Below are 22,439 nucleotides of genomic sequence, written 5' to 3' on the forward strand. Positions count from 1 at the left end.
CCCAGACGACTGCGGAGCGCTATGGCTTCGCATCCTGATCAAGGATGCTTCCGGGAGGCTGTGACCTGGTCTTTCTCGCTACTTTGCGGCTGGTCGCACGGACCCGAATGGAGGGCCTACCGGATGACCTCTCCGGGAACGGAAGGCTCACTGCGCTGCCCCGAAAGCAGCCCTACGACGCTCTGCTCGTCATGGACAAGAACGGCACCGCGAGCGAACTCGTTCTCCATGACGTCCACCTGTTGGTCAGCAAGCTCGACGCCCTGCCCAACGGCCGCTTCCTGCTGACCGGGACCGCGGCTTGGCACCGTACGCCCGCTTCAGCGGCTGCCAACGCCCAGATCTACGGCCGCGACGGGCGGCCACGCCGTAGCTTCCCGATCGGCCAGGTCGGACACCTCCTTGCCGATCAGCGCCACAATGTATGGACCGGCTACTTCGACCAGGCCATCTACACCGACCCCATCAGCGCGTCCGGCCTTGCCCGCTGGGACACCGGCGGCAACCAGCAGTGGGCATATCAGCCTCCCCCAGGAAAAGAACCCATCGCCGACTGCTACGCGCTCAACGTCACTGACGGCGTCGCATGGGCCTACTACTACCAAGTGTTCTCCCTGCTTGAAATCCATACCGGCGGCCGGCTGACGGTCCGCGACACACCCGTGAAGGGAGCACACGGGCTCGCCGTACATGGCGACCAGGTCACCTTCCTCGCCAGCAGGGGACATCACGACCGCTTACACCGATGTCGCCTGACCGATGACGCCGTCCTCTTGGAGGAGGAGGCGATCCTCACCATGCCAGGTGGCAGGCCACTCGGCCGCCACCGGATCGTCAGCAGGGCACACGCCCCCTACCTGCTCGATCCCTCATCCCACTCCTGGCATGTGCACCTGACGTGACGGCCACGCATCATCCAAAGCAGACCGGCCGAAGGGGTGTAAAGCATCAGCCGAAGCCGCACTGTCAAGCATCAACCGAAGTAGGACACAGAGTCCGCTCACTTGTCGGGGCTCAGGACCTGTGCGACAGATCCGGCTCGGGAGGCGGGTGACACTCCGGCTAGATGATCTGTTGCTCTCCGACGCTTATTGAATCGGAAACTTCCAGTCCGGTCCCGTCCATTCAGACGGGAGTTCTTCGATCTGCAGATCGGAGAAGACCAGGGTCAGGTCGTGAGCGTTGGTCTGGATCCGGACCTCGTGGAAGTCGATGCCGACGGCCGCGGCCCAGTGGCGGGCGGTCGGTGAGTCGGCCACGAGCGTGGCCCCGGGATAGAGCAGCTGCCAGTTGACGCCCCAGACGTATCCGTCGAGGTCGACGCCGGTTTCGTAGGTGATGAGCCGGTCGTCGAGGGACTCGCGCCAACTGTCGGCTCGCACGGTGGTGGTGCAGGTGGCCTGCACGCAGTAGCGGAACAGGTAGCGCAGCGTCGCCGGTGCGATCCCGCTTCGCGGGTCGGCGGTCGCGTGGATCACGAGCTGGTAGTCGCGCATGTACTCCGTGAAGCCATGGCGCAGCAGCGCCTGGTCGAAGACGTCGTCCAATGCCTGCTGCAGCTTCACCGGATCCATGCACGCAGTTCTACCCGACGGCGCGATCTTCCGGTCAGCGCTGGGGCTTGCGGACCTTGAACCGGGCGATGGGCTTGGTAGTGGTGCGGGCGACCTCGGCGACGACCTGACCGGCGCAGGTGATGCGGAAGGTGGCGTCGGCTGCTTCGACGGTCACGGTCGCTGCGGCGTGGCCGATACCGACACCGATGCGCTGTCCGGCGACGGCGATCCAGCCGCGGCTGCTGACCCGCCGCTGCACCCGCACCGGTTCAGTGACCGGCCGGGGCGCGGGCCCGGCGGGCCGCGCATCGCGCAGCCGGGCCGTCTCGTCGTCGGTGAGCGGGTTGGGCAGGCTGCGCAGCAGCGTGGACCCGTCGCTCAGGTGCAGCACGGCACCCTCCAGACGGACGGTCAACCGGCGTCCGGCGAACGGGGAGCCGACCGGGCATGGCCGGCCACCGAGGGAGACCACTCCGGAGGCGTTGACGGTCCGCTCCACCTCGACCGCCCCGCCGGCGCCGGGGCGGGCCGGTGCGGCGGGTTGGAGGCGGGTGCCGCCCTCGGCGATCAGCTGCCGCAGGTGCTGGATAGTGAGCCGGGACGGCACCTTCTTGATCCTCACCCCGGCGGCCAGCAACTCGACGGTGCCGGCATCGGCCCGCAGCGTGAGCGTCAGGCCCGCGCGGTGGGTGCCGAGCCAGAACTGCTGCCCGCAGACGGTCAGGTTGCCCGAGGCCGGCACGACCCGCGTGAACTCCACCGCCAGATCCACCGGATCCATCCCGTTCGCCGACATCACCGGCGTTGCTGGCTCGACCGGCACCGGCACCGGTGCCACCAACACCGGCTCAGCGACGGTCTCCGGCTCGGCCTCAAGGTTGGGGAGTGCTCCGGCGGCGCGCAGGTCTGCCGGCAGGCGCAGCGGCAGCCCCTCGTTGAGGCGGGGGCGGAACCGGTCGGCGGGACGGGCCATGTCCAACCCCTGGTGGGGGCGGTGGGTGTTGTAGTCGGCGACGAAGGCGTCCAGGACTTGCTGGGCGTGCTCGATGCCGTCGAACGGGCCGTGCTCATCGAGCAGTTCGCGTCGCAGGGTCTGGTGGAAGCGCTCGACCTTGCCGGTGGTGGTGGGTGAATACGGGCGGGTCAGCCGGTGGGTGATGCCGTTCTCGCGGCAGATCCGGTCGAACAAAACCTCTCCGCCGCGGCCGAACCGGGCGGTGAACTGCTTGCCGTTGTCGGTCAGCAGTTCCTCGGGGATCCCGTGGCGGCGCAATGCCGTCGGCCAGGGCCAGGCACACGGCCCGGCCGGTGGGGCGGGCCACCACGGTGGCGGCCACGCAGTAGCGGGAATGGTCGTCCACCCCGGTGACGATCTTGCATTCGGTACCGTCGGCCAGCATGATCCTGCCGACGATGTCCATCTGCCACAGCTGCATCGGCTCCGGTCGCTGCCGGCGTTTGTAGTCCTCGCGCCGCCGGCCCCTGGGGACGGGCTGCACCAGGCCATGGCGGATGAGCACCCGGTGCACCGTCGCCCGGGACGGCACCGGTCCGGGGCAGGTGCGGCGGGTCAGCTCCCACACCAGACGGCGGGCGCCCCAGCGGGGGTGGTTGCGCCGCAGCTCGCAGATCAACGCCTCCATCGCGGCCGGGATCCGGGCCGGGGAGGTGTGCGGGCGCGATGAGCGGTCCGACAGCCCGTCCAGGCCCGCATCGCGGTAGCGGCCCAGCCATCTGTGCACCGTTTGACGGGAGACTCCGAACCTTCGGGCGACCTCGGTGACGCTCGCCCCGGATGACACCTGCAGCACGGCTTGGTACCGCTGCTCGACCACGCTCAACTCCGCCAGCACTCGGCGAAGTGTCACACAGGTCCTGAGCACGATCTGTCACGCAGATCATGAGACCTGACACCCCGAGGTCGTCGCAACGCTGGTGACCGTCCAGGTCGGGCAGGTCCGCGCGATCGTCGGAGCGATCAAGTCTCTCGAAGCCGCGATCAACCAGGCACTGGATGCCCATCCCTACGCCGCGCTGTTTCGCGCCCTGCCCCGCGTTGGCACGGTCAACCTCGCCCAGATCATCGGCGAGGTCGGACCCATGCTGGAGCGCGGGCTGAACCCCGACCAGCTCGCCGCAGAGGTCGGGATGGCTCCCGTGACCCGTGCCAGTGGAAAGGTCCACGCTGTGGGATTTCGGCACGGCGCCAACCGGCCCGCGCGAAAAGCCCTCACCCACTTCGCCGACAACAGCCGACACGACAGCCCCTGGGCCGCTGACCTCTACCGACGCGCCCGGGAGCGCGGCAAACGCCACCCTCAAACCGTTCGCATCCTCGGCCGGGGCTGGCTTCGCGTCATACACGCCTGCTTCCGCGACGGCACACACCCTATGACCCCGCCGTCCACCACGTCCGGCACGGCACGGCTACGGCGCTTGAGCAACAACGGAACGGCCAGTGGCGTTAGTGGACCGACGCGGGCGCAGTTACCGCCAACCGTCGTTCCGGACGCTGGCGCAAGGGCCCGCCGCCGCGTGGTAGCGGACCGAGGCTCATCAAGGCGCTCGATCAGGTCGCGGAGATCATGGGGCTGGGCCTGGCCGCACTCGGCGCGGAGGGTCAGGTGGCGGCGATGGCGACGGAAAGCGGCACGGTGAACCTCCTCGAGGGCGGACTTCGCTGGGTTCAGGCGGAAGGGGGTGTGGCGGGCGGCTCTGTGTCAGGCGATGGCCATCGCTGCCAGGGCGAGGATCGAAGCGCCGAACACCACGGTGTGCCGTACGTTCTGGAGGGTCCACGTCCAGGAGGGGAAGCCGTCCTCGGCCGCCTTGAGCAGGGTCGGCACGTCGATGCGGGCCAGCATCGGGTCGCCCTTGCGCTGGAAGGCGGCCTGCACGGACTTCGCGGCGGTCAGCTGGCTGTAGAGGATCACACAGTTGATGAGCAGCACGATCGTCTGGAAGACCCAGGTCAGGGGCTCGGCCCAGGAGCCGTCGAACAGGTTCACCGCGGCCGTCGCCGCCATCACTGCGGCGATCGAGACCGGAGCCCACGTCTCGTGGCCGCCGGCGTCGAACCTCATCCCGTTCTCGGTCAGGACGGTGGTCGGTACGCCCTGGCGCTGCAGTTCCGCCTCGGCGCTGGCCATCGCGGTGGCTCCGTAGCGGTGGCGCACCAGCGGGATGCTCACGAAGGCGGTGGCGACGAGCAACTGCATGACGGCGACGAAAGCGTTCACGGTGGTTCTCCTTGATCGGGCGCTCCTGGGCGCCGACATTGACTTGCACTAAGTTCAAGGCAACCGTAGATCACCACCTGAACTAAGTGCAAGTGCTGTCCTGAACTTTGTGCAAGTCGGGTCGGGTGTCCTATCGTGGGCGCATGCCGCGCGACACGTTGACCAAGGAACAGATCGTCCGGACCGCGATCGAGCTGCTCGACGCCGAGGGCCTGGACGGTCTGAACATGCGCAGCCTGGGCAAGCGGCTCGGCACCGTCGCGACGGCGGTCTACTGGCACGTCAAGAACAAGGACGACCTCATCCTGCTCGCCGGCGACCACGTCTGGCACGAGGTCGAACTGCCGGATCTCGACGCGCTCGACTGGCGCACGGCGGCCACGGCGATGGCCACTGGCCTGCACGCGATGCTCAGCCGGCACCCGTGGCTCGTCCAGGCCTTCGGCTCCCACCTCTTCTACGGCCCGGGCAAGGCGCGCCACGACGACCACAGCCTCGCCGTCTACGAAGCGGCCGGCTTCGTCGGCACGCAGGCGGACCGCGCCGCGGCCACCGTCTTCACGTTCGTGCTGGGCAGCGTCCTCGGCGCATCGGCCGCGGTCTCCCTGACCAGACGGCTGAGCCGGGACGGCGGAGACGCCGAAGCGCTGATCCAGGACACGATGGTCAAGGCGAGCGAGATCGCCATGCAGTTCCCCCGGCTGCGCACCCGCCTCGAAACACCAAAGGCCGTGGACTACACCGCCGCCCCTGATCAGACCTTCGAATTCGGCCTCCAAGCCCTCCTCGACGGCCTTGAGGACCGGCTCACCGGCCGGCCCGGACGCGCCCCGACCACCCATCACGACGCCCGGCGGATATGAAGATCACTCAGGCTGAGCGGAACGCCGGAGGACGGCACCCCCGCCCGCGTCAGCTCCCTAACGCCACTGGCCGTTCCGTTGTTGCTCAAGCCCCGCTACCGCCTGAAGGCTGCCGCGGCGCTTCCGGGTCCTCGCTTCGCTGCGGTCCGGATCACCTTGCCATCGGACAAGTTCTGTCCTCACCGCGCAGCTAAGCAGCACAAACACACTCAGGCGCACAAAGAGGTTGACTCAGGGAACTCACCTAACTGCTGCTACTCAGTAGTGCTGAGGCGATTGCCGCCGCATTCCTCCTTCGCTGGAACTTGTTACCGGGTGACCATGGCCAGAGTGACAGCGACGTCCCCACACGTGAGCACATGCCAGCGGATCATGTCGTCGCTGACGTTCTTCAGGCGATAGAGGTTCTACGAACGGAAGGTGACCGGCCCAGGCGGTTACTGAGGTTGAACTCGTGACGTCGTGAGTAGCTATACCGGGGTGAGGGCCAGGCCGGTTCCCGCGAGGCAGCCATCAATGAGGTCGCTGCGGTACTGGATGGTGCGCAGTCCTTGTCGGATGGTGCGGATCAGGTGTTCTGGGCTGGTGAAGGCGATGTTGGACAGGAATCCGCGCCGCAGCAGTGACCAGATGCCCTCGACCGGGTTCAGGTCGGGGGCATAGCTGGGCAACTGAACGACGGTCAGCCAGTCCTGGGCGGCGGTGAAAGCGCGCATCCCCACGGTCAGGTGGGTGCCCGAGGTTGTCCCAGACGAGCACGATCGGGCCGCCGAGTTGGCGGTGTGCGGCGATCAGCAGGTCCCGGTAGTCGCTCCAGGCGAAGGATTTGCGGCCGTCGGGTCGGGTCTCTGGGCGGGGCCGGTAGATCAGCCGGGAGCGGTGGCCGGGTTTGTAGCAGGCCAGGGCCGCGATCGAGATCCGGCGTCGGGAGCGGCCTCGTACGGTGATGACCGGGGTGCGGCCGCGCCGTGCCCAGGTGCGCATGATGGACGGCGTCATCGACAGGCCGGTCTCGTCTTCGAAGACGATCCAGGCGCCGAGCGCCGCCGCGTATCTTCCGCGTTCGGCCAGGTCTCCTTCACCCAACCGGTCACCGCCGCCGCATCGCGCTCGATCGCACGCCGGGCCGGTACCTGGCAGGAGTAGCCGTTGCGGATCAGCAGCTTGCGCACGCCTTGGAGGGTGTAGGGCAGATGGAAGCGCCGCCCGATCACGGCCGTGATGCGTGCCAGGGTCCAGCGCTGGTCGGGCCAGCCGTGCGCGGTCGGCCCCTTGGCCAGTTCCTGTTCCAGTTCGGCGAGTTGCCGCTCGCCGAGCCGGGGTAGGGAGGCCGGCCCGTGCGAGCGCAGCGCACCGGTCCCGCCGGCCTGCCAGTTCCTGCGCCATCGCTGAACGGACCGGACGGTGATTCGCAGGTCCCGGGCGATGGCCGTGCTGGATTCGTTGCGGGCGAACCTCTCGGACGCCTGCAGCCGTAGTCGTTCGCGGAACGCTCTTCGCTCGGCGGACAGTCCTCCGCCTTGTGCGTACCTCATGATGCCGGTGTACCCGGTAATCAAGGCACGTCAGAACCTACGACACCACGAGTTCAACCTCAGTAACAACGTCCCTGGACGCCGGTGGACATCCCTAGAAGATGATCACAGGATAAGCGTCTCTGAGCAGGTGTTTCTGACGGCGGTGGACGTTCTCGAACTGGCTACGGATCAGAAGGTCGGGGGTTCGAGTCCTCTCGGCTGCGCCACCCTGAGAGGGCCTGTGAACAGGCGAAACGCCATCACCTGCCTTTCTGCTTTCCAGAGTCACGCCGTGCCTTCCATTCCTGTGAGAGCCGCTCGCGTGGATCTCCTCAGGAAGGCCTCGGAGATCGAGTCGGTGGACGAGGTCGCATTCGCGGCGCCTGGTGGGAATGTGAGATTGGTAATGGTCGAATTCGAGTTCGTGGTAGCGGGCGTCGAGGGCGGACAGCAGGTGCCTGATGATCACGGGGATGGGGGTGTCGACGGCGACGATGGCGCGTTTTCGGCCGTGATGTTTTGCTGCTCGTCGGTAGCGCTCGACCAGGAAGGTGCTGGAGTGGGAGGCGGCCGCGACGATCTCGCCGAGTCGGCGGTTGCCCTTGCCGGTGGATCCGCCTGACCTCGAACGACATCGGCTGAACCATCTGAAGGAAACATACGTTTGTGGGGCATGAGATTACGAATGACCCTGTTCGTGGCGTTGTTGTCCCTGACTGCGGCCTGCGGAGGTGCGGAATCGGATATGTCGGCGACCCCGGCTGACGATGGGCCGGCGAAGCCGGTTGCATTGTGGGGTGCCGAAGGCGGGTTCGTGACCGCGACCATGAACGTGCTGCGTCCGCCGAGGGTGGTGTTGTACAGCGACGGCCTGGTGATCGTTGACGCGAGCAAGCAGCTGAAGCTCACCGATGCCGAGACGGGCGAGACGGTCGCGTCGATGGAGACGTACCTGACCGGGCAACCGCCGACCGCGGAGCCCAAGCCGGGCGCGCCGATGGTGACGGACGTGCCGACCACCGTCCTCGGGGTACGGGGGAAGGACGGAAAGATGCTGGAGGTCCGGGCCCCGGCTCTGGACCAGGTCGCGGACTTCTACCCGAAGGAGCTCTCGGAGGCGAAGAAGCTGATGGACGGCTTGGCGACCCGGGCCGCCGCCGCGGGCACCGACTACGTCGCCACCCGCGTCCGCATGGTCGCCGAAGGGGCCGCCTCGGCGGAGGGCAAGCCGGCGTTGTGGCCCGCAGGGGCCCCGGAGCCTTCGGGCATGGTGGACCCGATTTGGCAGAAGGACATCGAGGGAGCGGCGGTGAGTGCGATCATCAAGGCGGTGCCTGCTGGGCAGGAGCACGGCCGGTCACTCTTCAAGACCAGTTCGGGGGCACTCTTCGTGCTCTCCTGGCGGTACCTGTTGCCTGACGAATAGCAAGGGCTGATGACGGGAGCTCACGGCTACTCCATCAAGTCGTCGTCCGCCAGACGCACAAACCATGATGATCAGCAGACCGAAATGGCCGACATGAAGCCTGGCCGTGCCACCGGTGGGTGCTGAAGGCGGGCGGCGGCTGATCCGACCATCTCGCTGCTAACACATCTAAGGCGGATGCTATCCCTCTCATCGCTTATTTTGACCAAGGAGTTCAGGAAGGCCCAATACATCACTAAAAGATCCGTAAGCCCGACATCGGGCTGTTCGAGGTCGCGGCCCGGCGCTGTGGTATGACCCTCGAAGGCGGGGGATGGATGGTCGGTGACAATCTCGTTGCCGACATCAGTGGGGGCAGGCTGCCGGGCTACGTACGATCTGGATCGACCGAGGCGCTTGGGACGGCCACGATCACAGCGCGGATCATGTCACCACCGACGTGCTTCAGGCCGTGGAGATTCTGCACAGCGAGCGGTGATCGAGCGGCCATGCCGCAGCCCGGCGAGGAGTGCCGTACAGCAGCCTCGTACAGCAACACCGTCTTACGCGATCACATCCCGCACCGCATCCACCGCCTGACCAGGGCGCGGTTCCTCCGACCTGGCACCTGCCGTTCACTCGTAATGAAGTGCTCTGGGCGTAGATGCCGCTCCGGGCCGGGGACCTGTGTCGTTGTGCTCCTACCGTGTCGGCGTGAAGGACGAAACGATCAGCCAGACGGTGGCGGCAGCGATCACGACTGCGACGGCGAGATTCTTCGTCCGTCCGGGGATCGTGTTCTTCGACTGTTCGCGGATCAGGCTTCGAGCTAGAGCCTGCCTGACAAATGATCAGGGCCGGTGCAGTTAGATGATCGTTCATGGTGAGACGCGGTGAACTGACCGATAAGGCCTGGCAGCGGATCGAGCCGTTGCTGCCCGCCACGGATGGACGGGGCCGCCCCTGGCGGGGCCACCGGCAGGTCATCAACGGGATCTTGTGGCGGCTTCGGACCGGGGCACCCTGGCGCGACATCCCCGAACGGTACGGGCCCTGGCAGACCTGCTACGAGCGGTTCGAAGGCTGGGACGAGGACGGCACCTGGGGGCGCCTGCTGGAGGAGATGCAGGTCGAAGACGACTCCATCGGCAACGTCGAATGGACCTTCAGCATCGACTCCACGATCTCCAGAGCCCATCAGCACTTTGAAGGCCGGCGCGGCCTTGTATACCCGCAGCCACGCGCACGCCGACTTGCGGGTCACTTTCAGTTGCGGGCGACCTGCGGCGCGGTCACTCCCGAGGAGAACATGTCCGCCGCTCGAAAGCGCAGGCGCTCACGTTGCAGCCGCGCCCGAGCCGACAGTCCTCCGCTGTCTGGATATCTCATATCTCCGGCGTACAGCCAGGGAAATCGAGAGCCATGGCCGGCCCGTGCCGAACGTGACCTCGGCCTTTCAAGGTCGGTACCCCGAGCGCGTGCCCGACGGCCGCCTCGTTGAACGCCCGGATCGCCGCCGTCTCCGCCGCCTTCACCCAAGCGAGGCCGAGGATCGAGGGAGGCAACCCCGTGACGGGGACGAAGCTGACATCCGGGCGCCCGTGGTGAGCCGCCGTGGGAGTGCAGAGCAACATGCCGCCCCGGTTGAGCGCCACCTGGGTCAGTCCCTCCTGGCTGGTGGCCACCGTACCGGCCAGGGGAATGGGGCGGCCGGAAGGGGTTGCGGACGGTGCCACACGCTCGCGCCACGTGCGCGGAGCCGGGCCGTCCAGGCCGATCAGGGATACGCCGGCCAGCTCCTCCGCGCCGATGCTCGCACGGGCGGCCAACGGGTGGTGCGAGGAGACGCCGAGCTGGTACGAGACCCGGTTCAGTCCTTCACCCGTCGCCAGATCGGGCTCGTCCACCGGGAGCAGCGTGAACGCGATGTCCACCTGCCCGGCCCGCAACCTGCCGAAGGGGTCGGAGAGCGGGATCTCCACCAGCTCCGCCTCGCACCCCGGATACCAGCGCTCGAAGGCACGCACGCTGCCGGTGACGACATCCGTGGGCGTGGCCAGGAAGCCGATCCTGATCACGCCTCTTACCTCGCGGGCGGCCGCCTTGGCCCGGCTGACCGCGTTCGCGAGGCCGTCGTAGGAGGGGCGTAGGTCGGCCAGGAAGCGTTCGCCCAGGGGCGTGAGGCGCACGCGCCTGCTGGTCCGATGGAAGAGCCGACCGCCGAGCCTGGTCTCCAGCGAGCGCATGAGCTGACTCACCCTGCCGGGTGACAGGTAGAGGCGCTCGGCCGTACGCGCGAAGTGCAGCTCTTCGCTGAGCACGACGAAGCACTCCAGCTCCCTGAACTCCACCCCCACCTCCATCCGATCGCTTAGTCCATCTAAACCAAGCCTTCGACCTTCGCCATTGTTCCCGCTGGTGGCCGGCAGAAAGCTGGCCGGCATGACCATGACTGATGTTTCCGCCGCCCCCCGGGCGCGCTGGCTCGCCGTGTCCTCGGTCGCGGTGGGCACCTTCACCATCGTGACCAGCGAGATGCTGCCCGTTGGCCTACTGACCTCGATCGCCGCCACCCTCGGCGTCTCCGACGGGACGGCCGGGCTGATGATGTCGGCGCCCGGACTGGTCGCCGCCGTCTCCGCGCCCGTGCTGGCGATCACCACCCGACGGCTCGATCGGCGCATCACGCTGCTGGGGCTGATGGCGCTGCTGGCGGTGGCCAACCTGGCGGGCGCGTTCGCGCCGAACTACCCCGTCATGCTGGCCGCCCGGGTGCTGACCGGGGTGAGCATCGGCGGGTTCTGGGCCTTCGCGGCCGGACTCGGCCTGCGGCTGGTGCCCGAAGGGTCCGTCGGGCGGGCCACGTCAATCATCTTGGCCGGGGTGTCGGTGGCGTCGGTACTGGGGGTGCCCTTGGCGACGTTCATCTCGTCGTTCGCGGGGTGGCGGACCGCGTTCATCGCCATGGGGGTGCTGGCCCTGGCCCTACTCGCGCTGCTGGCCACCACCCTGCCGCCCCTGCCCGGCGAACCCCGAGCCCGCGCGTCCGAGCCGTTGCCCCGCGAGGCCCCGGCCCGCGCGTCGGAGGGACGGCTCACGTGGCTCTCCGGCCGGCTCAGGGTCGTCCTCGTCCTGACCGTCCTGATCGTGTCCGGCCACTTCGCGGCCTACACCTACGTCCGGCCGTTCCTGGAGCAGGTCTCGCACGCCGGTCCCGCTCTCGTCAGCACCGCCCTCCTCCTGTACGGCGCCGCGGGCGTGGCCGGCAACTTCGCGGCAGGCGCATGGGCGGCCAGGAACCCCAAGCCGGTCCTGGTCACGCTGGCCGTGCTGATGGCACTCTCCATGGCGGCGCTGCCCCTGGTCGGCCTACCCCTGATCGTGCTCATGGTGTGGGGCCTGGGCTACGGCGGCGTGGGGGTGACCCTGCAGCTCTGGATCATGCGGTCGGGCGGCGGCGAAATGGGCACGGCGCTCTTCGTCGGTGCCTTCAACGTCTCCATCGCGCTCGGCTCGTTCGCCGGCGGCCGGATCGTGGACAGCGTGTCGATCTCCGCGGTGATGTGGGTGGGAGCGGCGCTCGCCGTGGTCAGCGCGGCCACCGCCGGCGGCTCGGGCAGGAGTAGGACGACCGGTTCATGAAAGGATCGCGCCTGATCGGGGTGCCGCAGCGGGAGGAGGGCCGTATCGACCGGATTGGTAGTGCCGGCCACATCACCGATCTTCCTGCTGGCCGCATCGCGCTCGCCTCAGCCCCGCTGACATGCTGTGGCCGGACGGAGTACCCCGATCCACCAGGAGAAGTACGCATGCGGAGCGCATCCTGTCAGCACCGGCTCGCTTCATTCCTCGCCGCCGCGTTGCTGGCGGTCGTGGGGACGGCCGCCCTGGCACCGCCCGCTGCGGCGGCAAGCGGTCACGATCCCGTACCCGAACTGCGCCGCAAGGCCCATTCCCTGCGCCATACCGCGCCGTCCGGCGATCTGGGTGACCTTCGCCCGCTCGGCCGGGCGGTGGGCGAGGCCGCGGTGGTGGGGCTGGGCGAGGCCACCCACGGAGCACATGAGTTCTTCACGATGAAGCACAGGGTGTTCCGCTACCTCGTTGAGGAGAAGGGGTTCACGACGTTCTCGCTCGAAGCGGGCTGGAGCGCCGGGCTGCGGCTGAACGACTACGTCCTCCATGGGAAGGGCAACCCGAGAGAGATCATGAAGGAGGAGTTCGGGAAGCTGGACATGTGGGCCGTCCAGGAATACCTGGACCTCATCAGGTGGATGCGCGGCTACAACACGCACCATGTGAGGAAGATTCAGTTCATGGGCGACGATGCCAACTATCCGGCGGTGGGCGGGCAGCTCATCAAGATGGTCACCGACTACGTGCGGCGTTACCAGCCCGCCCTCCTGCCGGAGATCGATGCCCACTACCGGAACCTGCGCGCCGTGCGGGATGCCGACGCCTTCTTGAGCCTGCCGCTGACCGAGCGCGAAGTGCTGGTGTCCCAGGCCGGCCAGGCCCTGGACCTGCTGCGACGGCATCCGGGGCCGGACCGGGACAAGTACGCGTGGGCTGCGCAGAACGCGCGCTCAATCGTCCAGAGCGCCACCGCGCTGTCCTTCGACACCGACGATCCGGAGCAGGTGAGCAAGGCTCTCCGGTACCGTGACAAGATCATGGCTGACAACGTCGCATGGTGGCATGAGCACACGGGGGCGAAGATGCTCCTGTCGGCCCACAACGCACACGTGGCATACCTGCCGTACGACGCGAAGCTCTACCCCAAGGTGCAGGGCGCTTTCCTGCGCGACCGGCTGGGCACCCGCTATGTCACCATCGGTCTCGCCTTCGGCCAGGGGTCTTTCAGGGCGCAGGACGCGAACGGCCGGTGGCGGACCGTCACGGTCGGGCCTCCCGAGAAGGGAGGCAACAACCATGCACTGAGCCGGGTCAGCCCGTCCGACTACTTCCTGGACATGCGCACCACATCCGCCTCGGCCCGCGCCTGGCTCGACAGGCCGCGGCGTACGCGTGACGCCGGCAGGCTCTGGCCCGAGCCCGAGCGCATGGTCTCGCTCGGGAAGTCCTACGACGCGCTGATCTATCTGCACGAGACCACGGCGGCGCGCCCGCTGTCCTGATGGCCGCGGGCTTCCACCATTACCCGGAGCCGTGCCGCTGCCGTAAGACAGACCCGCCTTCGACCATTACCTGGTGGAAAGTCGCTGAACGATGAGGAGTTCGCCGCGTTATTTGATGCGTGCCAGCCCAGGGTGTACGCGTACGCGGTGAGCAGGTGTGGTCGCCGGCTGGGCCGGGGACCAGACATCGTGTGGAAGGCGCTGCTGAAATGGGAGGGGCCGGCGAAGCCCGCCTTCACGGCCGCCGTGCTCAGATCCGGCCATGTTTCCAGCAGGGTGGCCATCCGTAGCATGCGCGTCCACAGACGGTAGCGGCGGAACGTCGTCCCCGTCTGGGCTCGGAAGAGCCGGAGGAACGCCGACATGGACAGTCCGACGTACAGCACCTGACTGGGCCACAACCACAGCGCAGCCCGATCGCGACACGTTTCTGAAAGCGGTGCTGGTTGCATGCGGGCATGCTGGCCAGCACTTCGATCGCCCCTTTTCCCCCATACAAGGACTGACATGTGGCTTGACCGCGCCGCGACCGCTCTGCTTCTCCTCGCCGGGGCGGTGAACCTCCTCCCCGGCTTCGTCGCGTTCGCGCCGTCCCAGCTTACGACGGCGTACGGAGTGTCGGTCGACGGCGCTCACTCCGCCGACCTGACGGTGCTCCTGCGCCACCGGGCCGTCCTACTGGGGCTCGTCGGGCTCTCCCTGATCTGCGCGGCGTTCATCTCGTCGCTGCGTATCCCCGCCGTCACGGCCGGGGCGATCAGCATGGGATCGTTCCTGCTGCTCGCGTACTCCACGTCGGGTCTCAACAGCGCGACGATGCGCGTGGCGCGGATCGACGTAGCGGCGATCGTGTTGCTGGCCGTCGCCGCTGTCCTTGTCTGGCGGAAGAACGCCTGAGTCTCTCCGGGCCGGTGGCGCGCCTCACGCGCCCGCGCGTAAGTGCGGTATCCGGTGGAGCCACCCGCGTCTGTCAGCGAACCGCACAACCAGATCAAGCACTTGAGTCACCAGGTCAGAGAAGCAGATGCCCCGGGTGTACGGCCACAGAAAAGCTTGTTCGGTGCGTAAGCAGGGACCTAGGCTCCCGACCATGAAGCGCTCGACGATTGCGGTGCTTGTCGTCTGCGTAGGGGGCGCTGCTGCTTTGGTCGCTCTTGTCGCTTTCCTGATGCTTCCCGATGGGTGTACCGCTGAGGATGACCGGCTCGCCGCTTCCTTGGCCACGCTCAGCATTCTCGATGCTCATCCGGCGACCGCGACGCCCCAGGGGGGGCGCAGCTCCGGTTGCCACGGTGATGGCCGGCTAGTGAACGTGTTGCAGTCCTATCGCTCTTCAGGCCCGGTAGCCGATGTGCTGTCCTTCTATCGAGACGCCGCGATCATGGATGGCTGGAAACCCCCTCCGGGGGAGGATCGTGAAGGGGTGAGCTGCTTCGTCAAGTCCGTTGGTGGTAGAGACGTTGGCTTCTCTGTGTGGGTCGTGAAGGAGGAAGGCGAGGAGTACGACGTAGACGTGACCTCTTCCATGACCGGCGGCGGGGGCTGGTGTTGACATCGAGGAGATCGTGATGAGGCGCGAGTGATGTCTAGCTCAGATAATGCTGCAATGGTGTTTCGCGGGCTGTATATCCTGATTGTTTCGCTTGTGGTGGTAGGGGCTTCCGCCTGCTCGGTCATACCTCAGCCGCTGATTTCCAAGATGACCGGAAAAGAGTCCTACCGCGAACCGAGCGAAGCGATGATGCCTACGCTCAAGATGGGTGACGTGGTCACCGGCCGGGTGACCGACGGGACGTACGTGCCCAAGGCGGGTGACGTCATCGCCTTTTTGCCCCCGGAGTCGTGGGGCGGTAGCGGTGGCTACATGATCAAGCGAGTCATCGGCGTTCCAGGGAGCACGGTCGGTTGCTGCGACCTGCGGCATCGGATGGTCGTTGACGGCAAGCCGGTGGATGAACCGTATGTGACCAACGAGCGGGCTTCGAATCTGACCTTCGGGCCGGTGGTCATCCCGGAGGGACGTATCTGGGTCCAAGGCGACAATCGCGATGTCTCTCGTGACTCGCGTGGCCACCATCGCGCGGGGGCCGACGGCACCGTCCCCGTGTCCAACGTCATCGGAGTCATCGATGTCAGCACCGCGAGGTAGAACCCGCTCATGAAGCGTTCGACGATCGCGGTGCTCATGGCTGCTGGTGTGGACCGGTGCTCTGATCGCTCCTGTCGCTTTGAAGTGCTTCAGAGGTTCCGGACAGTCAGGGCCTGTCTTGTAGATCTTCTGGCGTCTGGCGGGTGACGTGGGATGCCGGGAGAATCGTGTCACCCAGCTCACATCGTGATGATCTCGGGCATCGATGTACCTGTCGAGAAGGGCTTCACGGAGGCACAGGAGGAGGTCGGCTGCCATGGCGATCACTGCTTTGATCCTGTTCATCACGTTCCTGGTGCTCGTGGGTGGTGTGCGCACGTGGGTTCAGGTACGTCGCACCGGTGACACCGGTGACAGGCGTGCGGCAGCCCGGCGTGATCCGGTGCAACGGCGGATCGACGGGCTGGCCGCGATGGGTGCTCTGGCCCTGGGCGTGGTCTCTCCGGTCGCCGCCCTGGTGGGACTGGGGCCTGTGGTGGAGAGTTCGCTGGTCGAGGTCGGCGGCCTGGTGCTGGCGGTCCTGGGGATGGTCGCCACCTTCGCCGCCCAGCTGGTGATGGGTGATTCCTGGCGGGCCGGTGTCGACCCCGACGAGCAGACCACGCTGGTCACCTCGGGGCCCTTCCGGTTGGTCCGCAACCCGATCCTGACCGCTGTGCTGGTCACGTGCACCGGATTGACCCTCATGGCGCCCACCGTGGTCGGCCTGGCCGGGCTGGCCGCCGTCGTGATCGCCAACCAGTTGCTGGTCCGCCGGGTGGAGGAGCCCTACCTGCGCCGTGTGCACGGCGAGGACTACTTGCTCTACGCCGCGGCCGTTGGCCGGTTCGTGCCTGGCATCGGCCGCCTCAGGTAACCTCGCCCCCGCCGCCGACGGCGTGAGATCCGGCACACCATTCCACGCAACGAGGTCGATCATCTGCGGACCGCTGACCCGCACCACCAGAGGTTGTCCGGAGCCATCGGGGTGTCGCGTCGGCGAGCAGGTTGAGCAGGGCGACGTGCACTCGGTTACTCCGGGGGCGGGCGGAATCAGATAATCTGATTTCATGAAGGTGATGACTGCCACCGAGGCATCTCGGAGCTTCGCGGCCGTTCTGGACGAGGCCGAGCGAGGGGAGACAATCATGGTCACGCGCGGGGGTAGGCGAATCGCGGTTATCGGCCCCGCGCCCACGGCGCCAGGGCGTATGGTCAAGGCCTTCCTGGCCAGAAGCGCGGGAACGCTGGACGCCGATTTCGAGGCCGACGTCGCGGCGGCCCGGGAGGCGGTCGACGACGAGATGAGGGACACGTGGCCCGGCGCCTGATCCTGGACACCGGCGTGCTGATCGCCGCGGAGCGAGGCAGGGCCTCGGTGGACGCGGTGATCGGAGACGCCGATGATGTGGCGATCGCCGCGATCACCGTGGCCGAGCTGCTCGTCGGCGTGGAGATGGCGGACGCGGCACGCCGCCCCGGCCGGCAGGCCTTTGTGGATGAGGTCCTCGCGTTGATCCCGGTCGAGGAGTACACCACGGACGTCGCCAGGGTCCACGCTCGCCTGATGGCACATGTGCGACGAGAGGGGAAGACGCGGGGCGCGTACGATCTGCTGATCGCCGCGACGGCCGCGACCACCGCGAGAACCGTGATCACGATGGACTCGTCCGCCATGTTCGACGATCTACCCGGTGTGCGGGCACAGGTCGTTCCCCGCTGAGCACTGACGGCAACGTCCATCACCGCGGCCACACGTGGGGCACCGTCGGCATTCCGTTACTTCCAGGTTGCGGCCCGGGAGCCGGGCGACTGGAGCTTGCGGCGCAGGTCACCGGCCTGAGGGTGGCCGAGATCGCGGAAGATCTCGTACGCCTCCAGCCAGCGCTCGCGGGCCGTCTGCGGGTCCCCGGTGGCCTCGCTCGCGTCACCGAGGTGCCCGAGCAACTGGGCCCGTAATTCGGGGCTGTCCATCGTGCCGGCCAGCCGGAGGCCACGCCCGTAGTGCCGGATCGCGGTCTCCGGGTCGCCCAGCCGCTGGTAGAGCAGGCCCAGCGTGTCCAGGGTGACCACCTCGTTGGCCCGGTTACCCGCCCGTTGCTGTAGCTCCAGCGCTCGCAGCTGGAACTGCAGCGCCTGTTGGTAGGCGCCGAGCTCGGAGTGGTACCAGCCCACCGCGAGGCTGGCCTTGCCCGCCCAGAGCGGGTCGTCGAACTCGGTGAAGAGTGACAACGCCTGCTCGGCCTGGTCGAGCGCACGCTCGCTGTCGCCTTGCAGCCAGTACACGTAGGACAGCACGAAGCGGTTTTCCGCCTCGCCCGCCCGGTCTCCGGCGGTGAGACTCAGCTCGAGCGCCTGCCGCATGTGGGCGTGCGCGTCGTCGAACCGGTCGAGCCGGCCGTTCACCGCGCTCAGGAAGCGGTGCGCGTGCGCCGCCGCCGGGCGGTCGGTCATGGCGGTCGCCGCGCGCAGCGCCACCGCCCACGCCGCCCCTTCGTCGTGCCAGCGCCGCTGGTCGTTCAGGAATGTGTCCAGCGCCCAGCTCAGCTGCCACGCGTGCCGGTGCATGCCCTCCTCCTCGGCCTGCCGCAGCGCGGTCAGCAGCACCGCCTGCTCGGTCTTCAGCCATGCCAGGGCGGCCGGGAGGTCGAACACGCGTTTCGGCTCGGCCCCGTCCGCAGGCGCGCCGAGGGTCATCGGGATGGGCGCGCGCACCGGATTCAGCACCAGCTCCGCGTGGTACGCGGTGTGCGTGTAGTGGTCGAGCAGCCGGGTCAGCGCCGCCTGCCGCACGGCCTCGGACTCCTCGGCCCGGGCGCGCTCGCCGGCGTAGGCGTGCAGCAGGTCGTGCATCCGGTAGCGGCCGGGCGCATGCTCGGTGATCAGGCTGGCGTGGGTCAGTTCGGCCAGCGTCCGCCGGACATCGGGCAGCGCCCGGCCGGCCAGCGCGGCCGCGGCGGCCACCGAGATGTCGGCACCCGAGGCGAGCCCGAGCAGCCGGAACAGCCGTGCGGCGTCCTGGCTCAGCGCATCGTAGGACCAGGAGAACACGGCGTCGATCTCGAGGGCCGCGAGCCGGCCCCCTGGGTGGCGCAGCTCCGCGGCGATCGCCTCGGGCTGGAAACCGGTCAGCCGCGCCCGCGCACCGACCAGCGCCAGCGCCAACGGGAGCCGTCCGCACGCGGCCGCGATCGCGGCCACGGCGTAACCGTCCGCGACCTCAGGCCCCGGGCGCCGACCGGTGTCCGCCGCGGACCGGGAACGGTGCGGCCCGGCCTCGGCTGCGGGTGACCGGGTGTTCGAGTCGGTCTTCTGCGGGGCGCCGATGCCGAGCCGGTGGCTGAGCAACTCGACCGCCTCCTCGATGTCCGGGATGTCCAGCGTCAGCGCGGCGGCACCGGTCTCGGCGATCAGGGCGGTGAGCTGCCGGCGGCTGGTGACGACCGTGCGGGCGGCCGGGCCGGCCGGCAGCAGCGGCCGGACCTGGTCGGCGTCGCGGGCGTTGTCGAGCACGACCAGCAGGTGGCGGTCGGCGGACCGGCTGCGGTAGAGCGCCACCTGCGCCGCGAAGCCGGTCGGGACGCGGTCGGGCGGCACCCCGAGGGCGTCCAGAAATCCGCGGACCACCTCGGCCGGATCGACCGTGGTGTGCTGGGAAAAGCCGCGCAGGTCCACGTACAGCCGGCCGTCCGGGAAGCTCGGCGCGACCAGGTGAGACCAGTGCACGGCGAGTGAGGTCTTGCCCACTCCGGCGGGCCCGGAGATGGTGACCACCGCGGCTGTGGCCGCGTCGAGCGCGCGCAGCGCCTCGGCGCGACCGGTGAATCCGTCGACGTCGGCGGGTAACTGCGCGGGCGCCGGTGGGTGTCCGGCGTCCGGCTGCGCGGCGAGCTGGAAGGCGGCCCGGTCCGCCGGGGACAGCTTCAGCGTGTCGGAGAGTACCCGGACGGTGCTGGACCGGGGCACCGCGACGCGGCCGGACTCGATCGCACGGATCTGTCGCTCGCTGATGCCGGACAGGGCGGCCAGCTCCTCCTGCGTGAGCAGTGCCCGAATCCGGAAGTCACGCAGCACGCTGCCGAACATCGATCCCCTTCTCGCCGGTCCACGGTATTCGATCACGTTCGTGGCGTTCGCAGCCTAACCGCCGGTTAACTGCCGGTCGAGCGCCTGCCGCCGGACCGCCGCGGTTGGTTCGCTGGAGGGACCTCACCGGTCCTACCACTGGAGGAAAGTTGACGTTCCGCACGCGAAGACGGCGCTCGCCGCGGGGGCAGCGCCGACGATCGCATGACGGGCGTGGTCGTCGCGATCGGCATGGCGATCGGCCGGCGGCGAGGCGTGCGGGGTGACCGTCGGATACGGCCCCCCCGGCGCGGCGACGTGGGCTACGGCAGGACGACATGTCACGAGAACGTCGTGATCGACAACCCCAACGAGGCGGCTCCAGGTCCATCGGGCCGGGCGGCCACGCCTGACAGCCGGGCACTACGGCCAGTACGAGCGCACGGTGAGCTGCTGATCGCAAACGTCCGGTGATCGGCCGGAGCGGGTGGCCCGGCCCGCTCCGGCCGCCGAGTTCCGCGGACGGGTTCGCCAAGCCCGGCCGCCTTGATGTCGCGGAACGGCGTTGGGCTCTCTCCCCGGAGTTCCGGCCACGCCGAAGAGCTGTTTCCGCTGCCTTACTTCCGGACCGGGCCGGGGGTTCGTTTCCGCCATCCCTCTTCTTGGCCCTACAGCCTTACGGGAAGCCATGAGCACTATTCGCATGAGAGCAATCACATTTCTGACAGTGTCGGTTCTATTGCTGTGCGCGTCGATGACGGTCTCGGCGCAGAGTGCCGGCGCGCACGCCACCACCACAGTGATGACGCAGACCGGCTGCGATCACATCCGTGATCGATTCCCGTCACTCGCCCGTCAAGGCAAGAGGAAGGTGCTGTGTGTCGCGCCGGTGGCGCAACGGCCCGGCAGATCGGTCCTGAGTTCGACGAGCGCCGCCGCCGACCCACCACCCCTGCCCGGCTGGTGCATCGACCCCCCTGACGATCAGTCGAAGAGCGCGTGGAAGACCAGACGATTCGCCGCCTGCCTGATCAACTAAGCGACCGTCAGCGTCTACGACACCACCACAGGGCTTCTGCTCGGCCGCACCACCGTGAACTACATCCATTTCATCGGCATGTTCTACGACAGCCTGGAACTCACCGATGTCTTCGCGATCGTCCGCTTCTTCTCCGAGGGGGAACTGGTCCCGAATGACGCGATCAGCTTCCGCCTGGTGGCCAGTTGTTCCGTCGGCTGTACGGCGGGCGACTTCGGCCCTGCGATCACACTGCCCGACAGTTCCACCCAGTCTCTGACCCCACCCGTACCCCATCTGGTGAACGTGCCCCAAGGTGGCCAACGCACCGTTCACACCACCTATGAGCTGCAGCTGACGCATCCGGGTGGGGACACGGAAGTGATCAATTATTTCCCGCCCACCCAGGGCCCCTACCCCTCGCCGGACATTCGCTGCGACAGGATTCTCAGTGGCGCCGGCTGCGTCATACCGAGTTTCGCCCCCACGCTCAACGGACTGGCCGACTATCCGGCGGTCAGCGCTCACATCAGGACGGCGCAGGCCGGTGGGCTTCCCGGGGCACCCGGCACCACGCCCCTACACCGGCTGGCCGACGCGGCCAAGGCCAAGAAGAACCGGGACACGGCATGCCCCGACTCGCTGCCCCGTCCCTCAGGGCAGACATGCGACGAATACCCCATGGCACGTACCTGGGAGGGCGCCTGGACGAGCGGCGGCGCCTTCAGCCGGGCCATGGTCCCTGAGGCGGAGAACGAGGGCGCGGGAGGGAAGTTCGGAGCACTCGTCCGCTACCAGCGACTGCTGGACCGGGATGCCTTCTGGGTCGATCCCAACTGAGTCGCCGGTACGCCCCCTTCACGTTCCCCTGCCGGGCCCGGTACCGGACCGGCCGTTACGTAGATCCGCCTATGAAAGGACAGTCATGACAAGCACGAACGCGACGACCTCGAAGCGGTTCAGGAGGGCTCTTCTTGCCGTGGTCATCGGAGCGGCGTTCACGGTCGCCGGTCCGATCTCCGCCGCGAGCGCCACTCCATCCGAGTGCGATCAGTCCGGGATTCCCGACTACTACCAGGTCGTCAACGGTTCCAGCCCCAATCTGGGCGACCGCACTCTCCAGTTGTGGAACGGCGGCGCCTTCAACTACAGCTACGCCCGGCTCTCACCTCGCTACTCGGGCGAGCAGGTGTGGGTCGACCGTAGCCTGAACGGGATGCCCAGCAGCCTGCCCATGTACCCCACCACCGAGCAGGTGAACGCGAACGGCGGCTGGAAGCAATGCGGTCCGTTCTCCAGCTCCGAAAGCAGCCTTGTCATGAACTGGAACACCAGCCAGCAGCGGCACTACGCGGTTCGGGCCTGCGCGCGCACCGCGATACTCGGCAGCTTCTGCGGCAACTGGTACATCGACCGGAGCTGACCGGCCGCCACGGCACCGGGCCGGTGGCTCGCACGTCACCACCGGTCGACCACCCCGCCCCCGGCACAGCCCTTCTGAGGGCTGTGC

Annotated in this window: 25 protein-coding genes and 2 pseudogenes; 18 read left to right on the plus strand and 9 right to left on the minus strand. The window is 67.9% G+C overall.

Features of this window, described 5'->3' with window-relative positions; genetic code table 11:
* Window positions 1–107 precede the first annotated feature (107 nt).
* On the plus strand, window positions 108–902 hold the full coding sequence (locus ABZU75_RS36105; RefSeq protein ID WP_355564443.1) for a hypothetical protein: 795 nt from the start codon (window positions 108–110) through the stop codon (window positions 900–902).
* A gap of 186 nt (window positions 903–1,088) precedes the next feature.
* Here the strand turns inward: ABZU75_RS36105 and ABZU75_RS36110 are convergent, their stop codons facing one another.
* From ABZU75_RS36110 to ABZU75_RS36120, 3 genes and pseudogenes are all read right to left on the minus strand, one after another.
* The gene (locus ABZU75_RS36110; RefSeq protein WP_355564446.1) at window positions 1,089–1,574 is read right to left on the minus strand and encodes a hypothetical protein; all 486 of its coding nucleotides are present in this window, start codon (window positions 1,572–1,574) and stop codon (window positions 1,089–1,091) included.
* 34 nt (window positions 1,575–1,608) lie between these two features.
* Complete coding sequence (locus tag ABZU75_RS36115) at window positions 1,609–2,829, minus strand: integrase core domain-containing protein (protein ID WP_355564449.1); 1,221 nt, start codon at window positions 2,827–2,829, stop codon at window positions 1,609–1,611.
* Window positions 2,830–3,130: 301 nt separating this feature from the next.
* Window positions 3,131–3,439, minus strand: a pseudogene (locus ABZU75_RS36120) (leucine zipper domain-containing protein); the annotation flags it as partial.
* Window positions 3,440–3,491: 52 nt separating this feature from the next.
* On the opposite strand from ABZU75_RS36120, the gene ABZU75_RS36125 reads away from it, so the two are divergent.
* On the plus strand, window positions 3,492–4,214 hold the full coding sequence (locus ABZU75_RS36125; RefSeq protein WP_355564451.1) for a transposase: 723 nt from the start codon (window positions 3,492–3,494) through the stop codon (window positions 4,212–4,214).
* A 62-nt stretch (window positions 4,215–4,276) separates the two neighbouring features.
* On the opposite strand, the gene ABZU75_RS36130 is transcribed toward ABZU75_RS36125, so the two are convergent.
* Window positions 4,277–4,795: a hypothetical protein gene (locus tag ABZU75_RS36130; RefSeq protein ID WP_184758731.1), complete on the minus strand. Its 519-nt coding sequence runs from the start codon at window positions 4,793–4,795 to the stop codon at window positions 4,277–4,279.
* Window positions 4,796–4,938: 143 nt separating this feature from the next.
* On the opposite strand from ABZU75_RS36130, the gene ABZU75_RS36135 reads away from it, so the two are divergent.
* A complete protein-coding gene (locus ABZU75_RS36135; RefSeq protein WP_355564455.1) occupies window positions 4,939–5,658 on the plus strand; it encodes a TetR/AcrR family transcriptional regulator in 720 nt (239 codons plus the stop codon).
* Window positions 5,659–6,128: 470 nt separating this feature from the next.
* Here ABZU75_RS36135 and ABZU75_RS36140 read toward each other — a convergent pair whose 3' ends face one another.
* Together ABZU75_RS36140 and ABZU75_RS36145 are read right to left on the minus strand one after the other, a co-directional pair.
* The gene (locus ABZU75_RS36140) at window positions 6,129–6,374 is read right to left on the minus strand and encodes a transposase (RefSeq protein WP_355564511.1); all 246 of its coding nucleotides are present in this window, start codon (window positions 6,372–6,374) and stop codon (window positions 6,129–6,131) included.
* 279 nt (window positions 6,375–6,653) lie between these two features.
* Window positions 6,654–7,193, minus strand: a complete 540-nt coding sequence (locus ABZU75_RS36145) for a winged helix-turn-helix domain-containing protein (protein ID WP_355564458.1) — start codon at window positions 7,191–7,193, stop codon at window positions 6,654–6,656.
* A 7-nt stretch (window positions 7,194–7,200) separates the two neighbouring features.
* On the opposite strand from ABZU75_RS36145, the gene ABZU75_RS36150 reads away from it, so the two are divergent.
* From ABZU75_RS36150 to ABZU75_RS36165, 4 genes are all read left to right on the plus strand, one after another.
* Window positions 7,201–7,797 (plus strand): hypothetical protein, encoded by a 597-nt coding sequence (locus ABZU75_RS36150; protein ID WP_355564461.1) that lies wholly within the window; start codon window positions 7,201–7,203, stop codon window positions 7,795–7,797.
* A gap of 192 nt (window positions 7,798–7,989) precedes the next feature.
* On the plus strand, window positions 7,990–8,601 hold the full coding sequence (locus tag ABZU75_RS36155; protein ID WP_355564464.1) for a hypothetical protein: 612 nt from the start codon (window positions 7,990–7,992) through the stop codon (window positions 8,599–8,601).
* Between the two features lie 293 nt (window positions 8,602–8,894).
* Window positions 8,895–9,413, plus strand: coding sequence for a hypothetical protein (locus tag ABZU75_RS36160; RefSeq protein ID WP_355564467.1), 519 nt, complete (start codon window positions 8,895–8,897; stop codon window positions 9,411–9,413).
* 47 nt (window positions 9,414–9,460) lie between these two features.
* Window positions 9,461–10,081 (plus strand): IS5 family transposase, encoded by a 621-nt coding sequence (locus tag ABZU75_RS36165; protein ID WP_355564470.1) that lies wholly within the window; start codon window positions 9,461–9,463, stop codon window positions 10,079–10,081.
* Here ABZU75_RS36165 and ABZU75_RS36170 read toward each other — a convergent pair.
* Window positions 9,966–10,931, minus strand: a complete 966-nt coding sequence (locus ABZU75_RS36170) for a LysR family transcriptional regulator (protein WP_355564473.1) — start codon at window positions 10,929–10,931, stop codon at window positions 9,966–9,968. The genes ABZU75_RS36165 and ABZU75_RS36170 overlap by 116 nt on opposite strands.
* A gap of 91 nt (window positions 10,932–11,022) precedes the next feature.
* Here ABZU75_RS36170 and ABZU75_RS36175 point away from each other — a divergent pair, with 91 nt between their 5' ends.
* Both ABZU75_RS36175 and ABZU75_RS36180 read left to right on the plus strand, forming a co-directional pair.
* Window positions 11,023–12,222 (plus strand): MFS transporter, encoded by a 1,200-nt coding sequence (locus ABZU75_RS36175; protein WP_355564476.1) that lies wholly within the window; start codon window positions 11,023–11,025, stop codon window positions 12,220–12,222.
* Between the two features lie 167 nt (window positions 12,223–12,389).
* Window positions 12,390–13,718: an erythromycin esterase family protein gene (locus ABZU75_RS36180; protein WP_355564479.1), complete on the plus strand. Its 1,329-nt coding sequence runs from the start codon at window positions 12,390–12,392 to the stop codon at window positions 13,716–13,718.
* On the opposite strand, the gene ABZU75_RS36185 is transcribed toward ABZU75_RS36180, so the two are convergent.
* Window positions 13,679–14,227, minus strand: a complete 549-nt coding sequence (locus tag ABZU75_RS36185; protein ID WP_355564482.1) for a helix-turn-helix domain-containing protein — start codon at window positions 14,225–14,227, stop codon at window positions 13,679–13,681. The two genes, ABZU75_RS36180 and ABZU75_RS36185, sit on opposite strands and share 40 nt — an antisense overlap.
* Here ABZU75_RS36185 and ABZU75_RS36190 point away from each other — a divergent pair.
* The 6 genes and pseudogenes from ABZU75_RS36190 (at window position 14,226) to ABZU75_RS36215 (ending at window position 17,569) form a co-directional block, all read left to right on the plus strand.
* Entirely contained in the window at window positions 14,226–14,615 is a 390-nt protein-coding gene (locus ABZU75_RS36190) for a hypothetical protein (RefSeq protein ID WP_355564485.1), read from the plus strand. The two genes, ABZU75_RS36185 and ABZU75_RS36190, sit on opposite strands and share 2 nt — an antisense overlap.
* Before the next feature lie 193 nt (window positions 14,616–14,808).
* Window positions 14,809–15,270 (plus strand): hypothetical protein, encoded by a 462-nt coding sequence (locus ABZU75_RS36195; RefSeq protein ID WP_355564488.1) that lies wholly within the window; start codon window positions 14,809–14,811, stop codon window positions 15,268–15,270.
* A gap of 54 nt (window positions 15,271–15,324) precedes the next feature.
* Window positions 15,325–15,867, plus strand: coding sequence for a signal peptidase I (gene lepB / locus ABZU75_RS36200; protein ID WP_355564491.1), 543 nt, complete (start codon window positions 15,325–15,327; stop codon window positions 15,865–15,867).
* Between the two features lie 256 nt (window positions 15,868–16,123).
* Complete coding sequence (locus ABZU75_RS36205) at window positions 16,124–16,723, plus strand: isoprenylcysteine carboxylmethyltransferase family protein (RefSeq protein ID WP_355564494.1); 600 nt, start codon at window positions 16,124–16,126, stop codon at window positions 16,721–16,723.
* Between the two features lie 202 nt (window positions 16,724–16,925).
* Window positions 16,926–17,024, plus strand: a pseudogene (locus tag ABZU75_RS36210) (type II toxin-antitoxin system prevent-host-death family antitoxin); the annotation flags it as partial.
* 137 nt (window positions 17,025–17,161) lie between these two features.
* Window positions 17,162–17,569, plus strand: a complete 408-nt coding sequence (locus ABZU75_RS36215; RefSeq protein WP_355564497.1) for a PIN domain-containing protein — start codon at window positions 17,162–17,164, stop codon at window positions 17,567–17,569.
* Window positions 17,570–17,625: 56 nt separating this feature from the next.
* On the opposite strand, the gene ABZU75_RS36220 is transcribed toward ABZU75_RS36215, so the two are convergent.
* Window positions 17,626–19,932, minus strand: a complete 2,307-nt coding sequence (locus ABZU75_RS36220) for a tetratricopeptide repeat protein (protein ID WP_355564499.1) — start codon at window positions 19,930–19,932, stop codon at window positions 17,626–17,628.
* A 667-nt stretch (window positions 19,933–20,599) separates the two neighbouring features.
* Between ABZU75_RS36220 and ABZU75_RS36225 the strand changes: the two genes are divergently transcribed.
* The 3 genes from ABZU75_RS36225 to ABZU75_RS36235 all read left to right on the plus strand — a co-directional run bounded on the left by ABZU75_RS36225 (window position 20,600) and on the right by ABZU75_RS36235 (window position 22,352).
* Window positions 20,600–20,950 (plus strand): hypothetical protein, encoded by a 351-nt coding sequence (locus ABZU75_RS36225; RefSeq protein ID WP_355564502.1) that lies wholly within the window; start codon window positions 20,600–20,602, stop codon window positions 20,948–20,950.
* Window positions 20,951–21,004: 54 nt separating this feature from the next.
* Window positions 21,005–21,769: a hypothetical protein gene (locus tag ABZU75_RS36230; RefSeq protein ID WP_355564505.1), complete on the plus strand. Its 765-nt coding sequence runs from the start codon at window positions 21,005–21,007 to the stop codon at window positions 21,767–21,769.
* A gap of 85 nt (window positions 21,770–21,854) precedes the next feature.
* Window positions 21,855–22,352, plus strand: coding sequence for a hypothetical protein (locus ABZU75_RS36235; RefSeq protein ID WP_355564508.1), 498 nt, complete (start codon window positions 21,855–21,857; stop codon window positions 22,350–22,352).
* Window positions 22,353–22,439 lie beyond the last annotated feature (87 nt).

This window comes from Streptosporangium sp. NPDC005286 (assembly GCF_040607515.1).
Lineage (GTDB): Bacteria > Actinomycetota > Actinomycetes > Streptosporangiales > Streptosporangiaceae > Streptosporangium.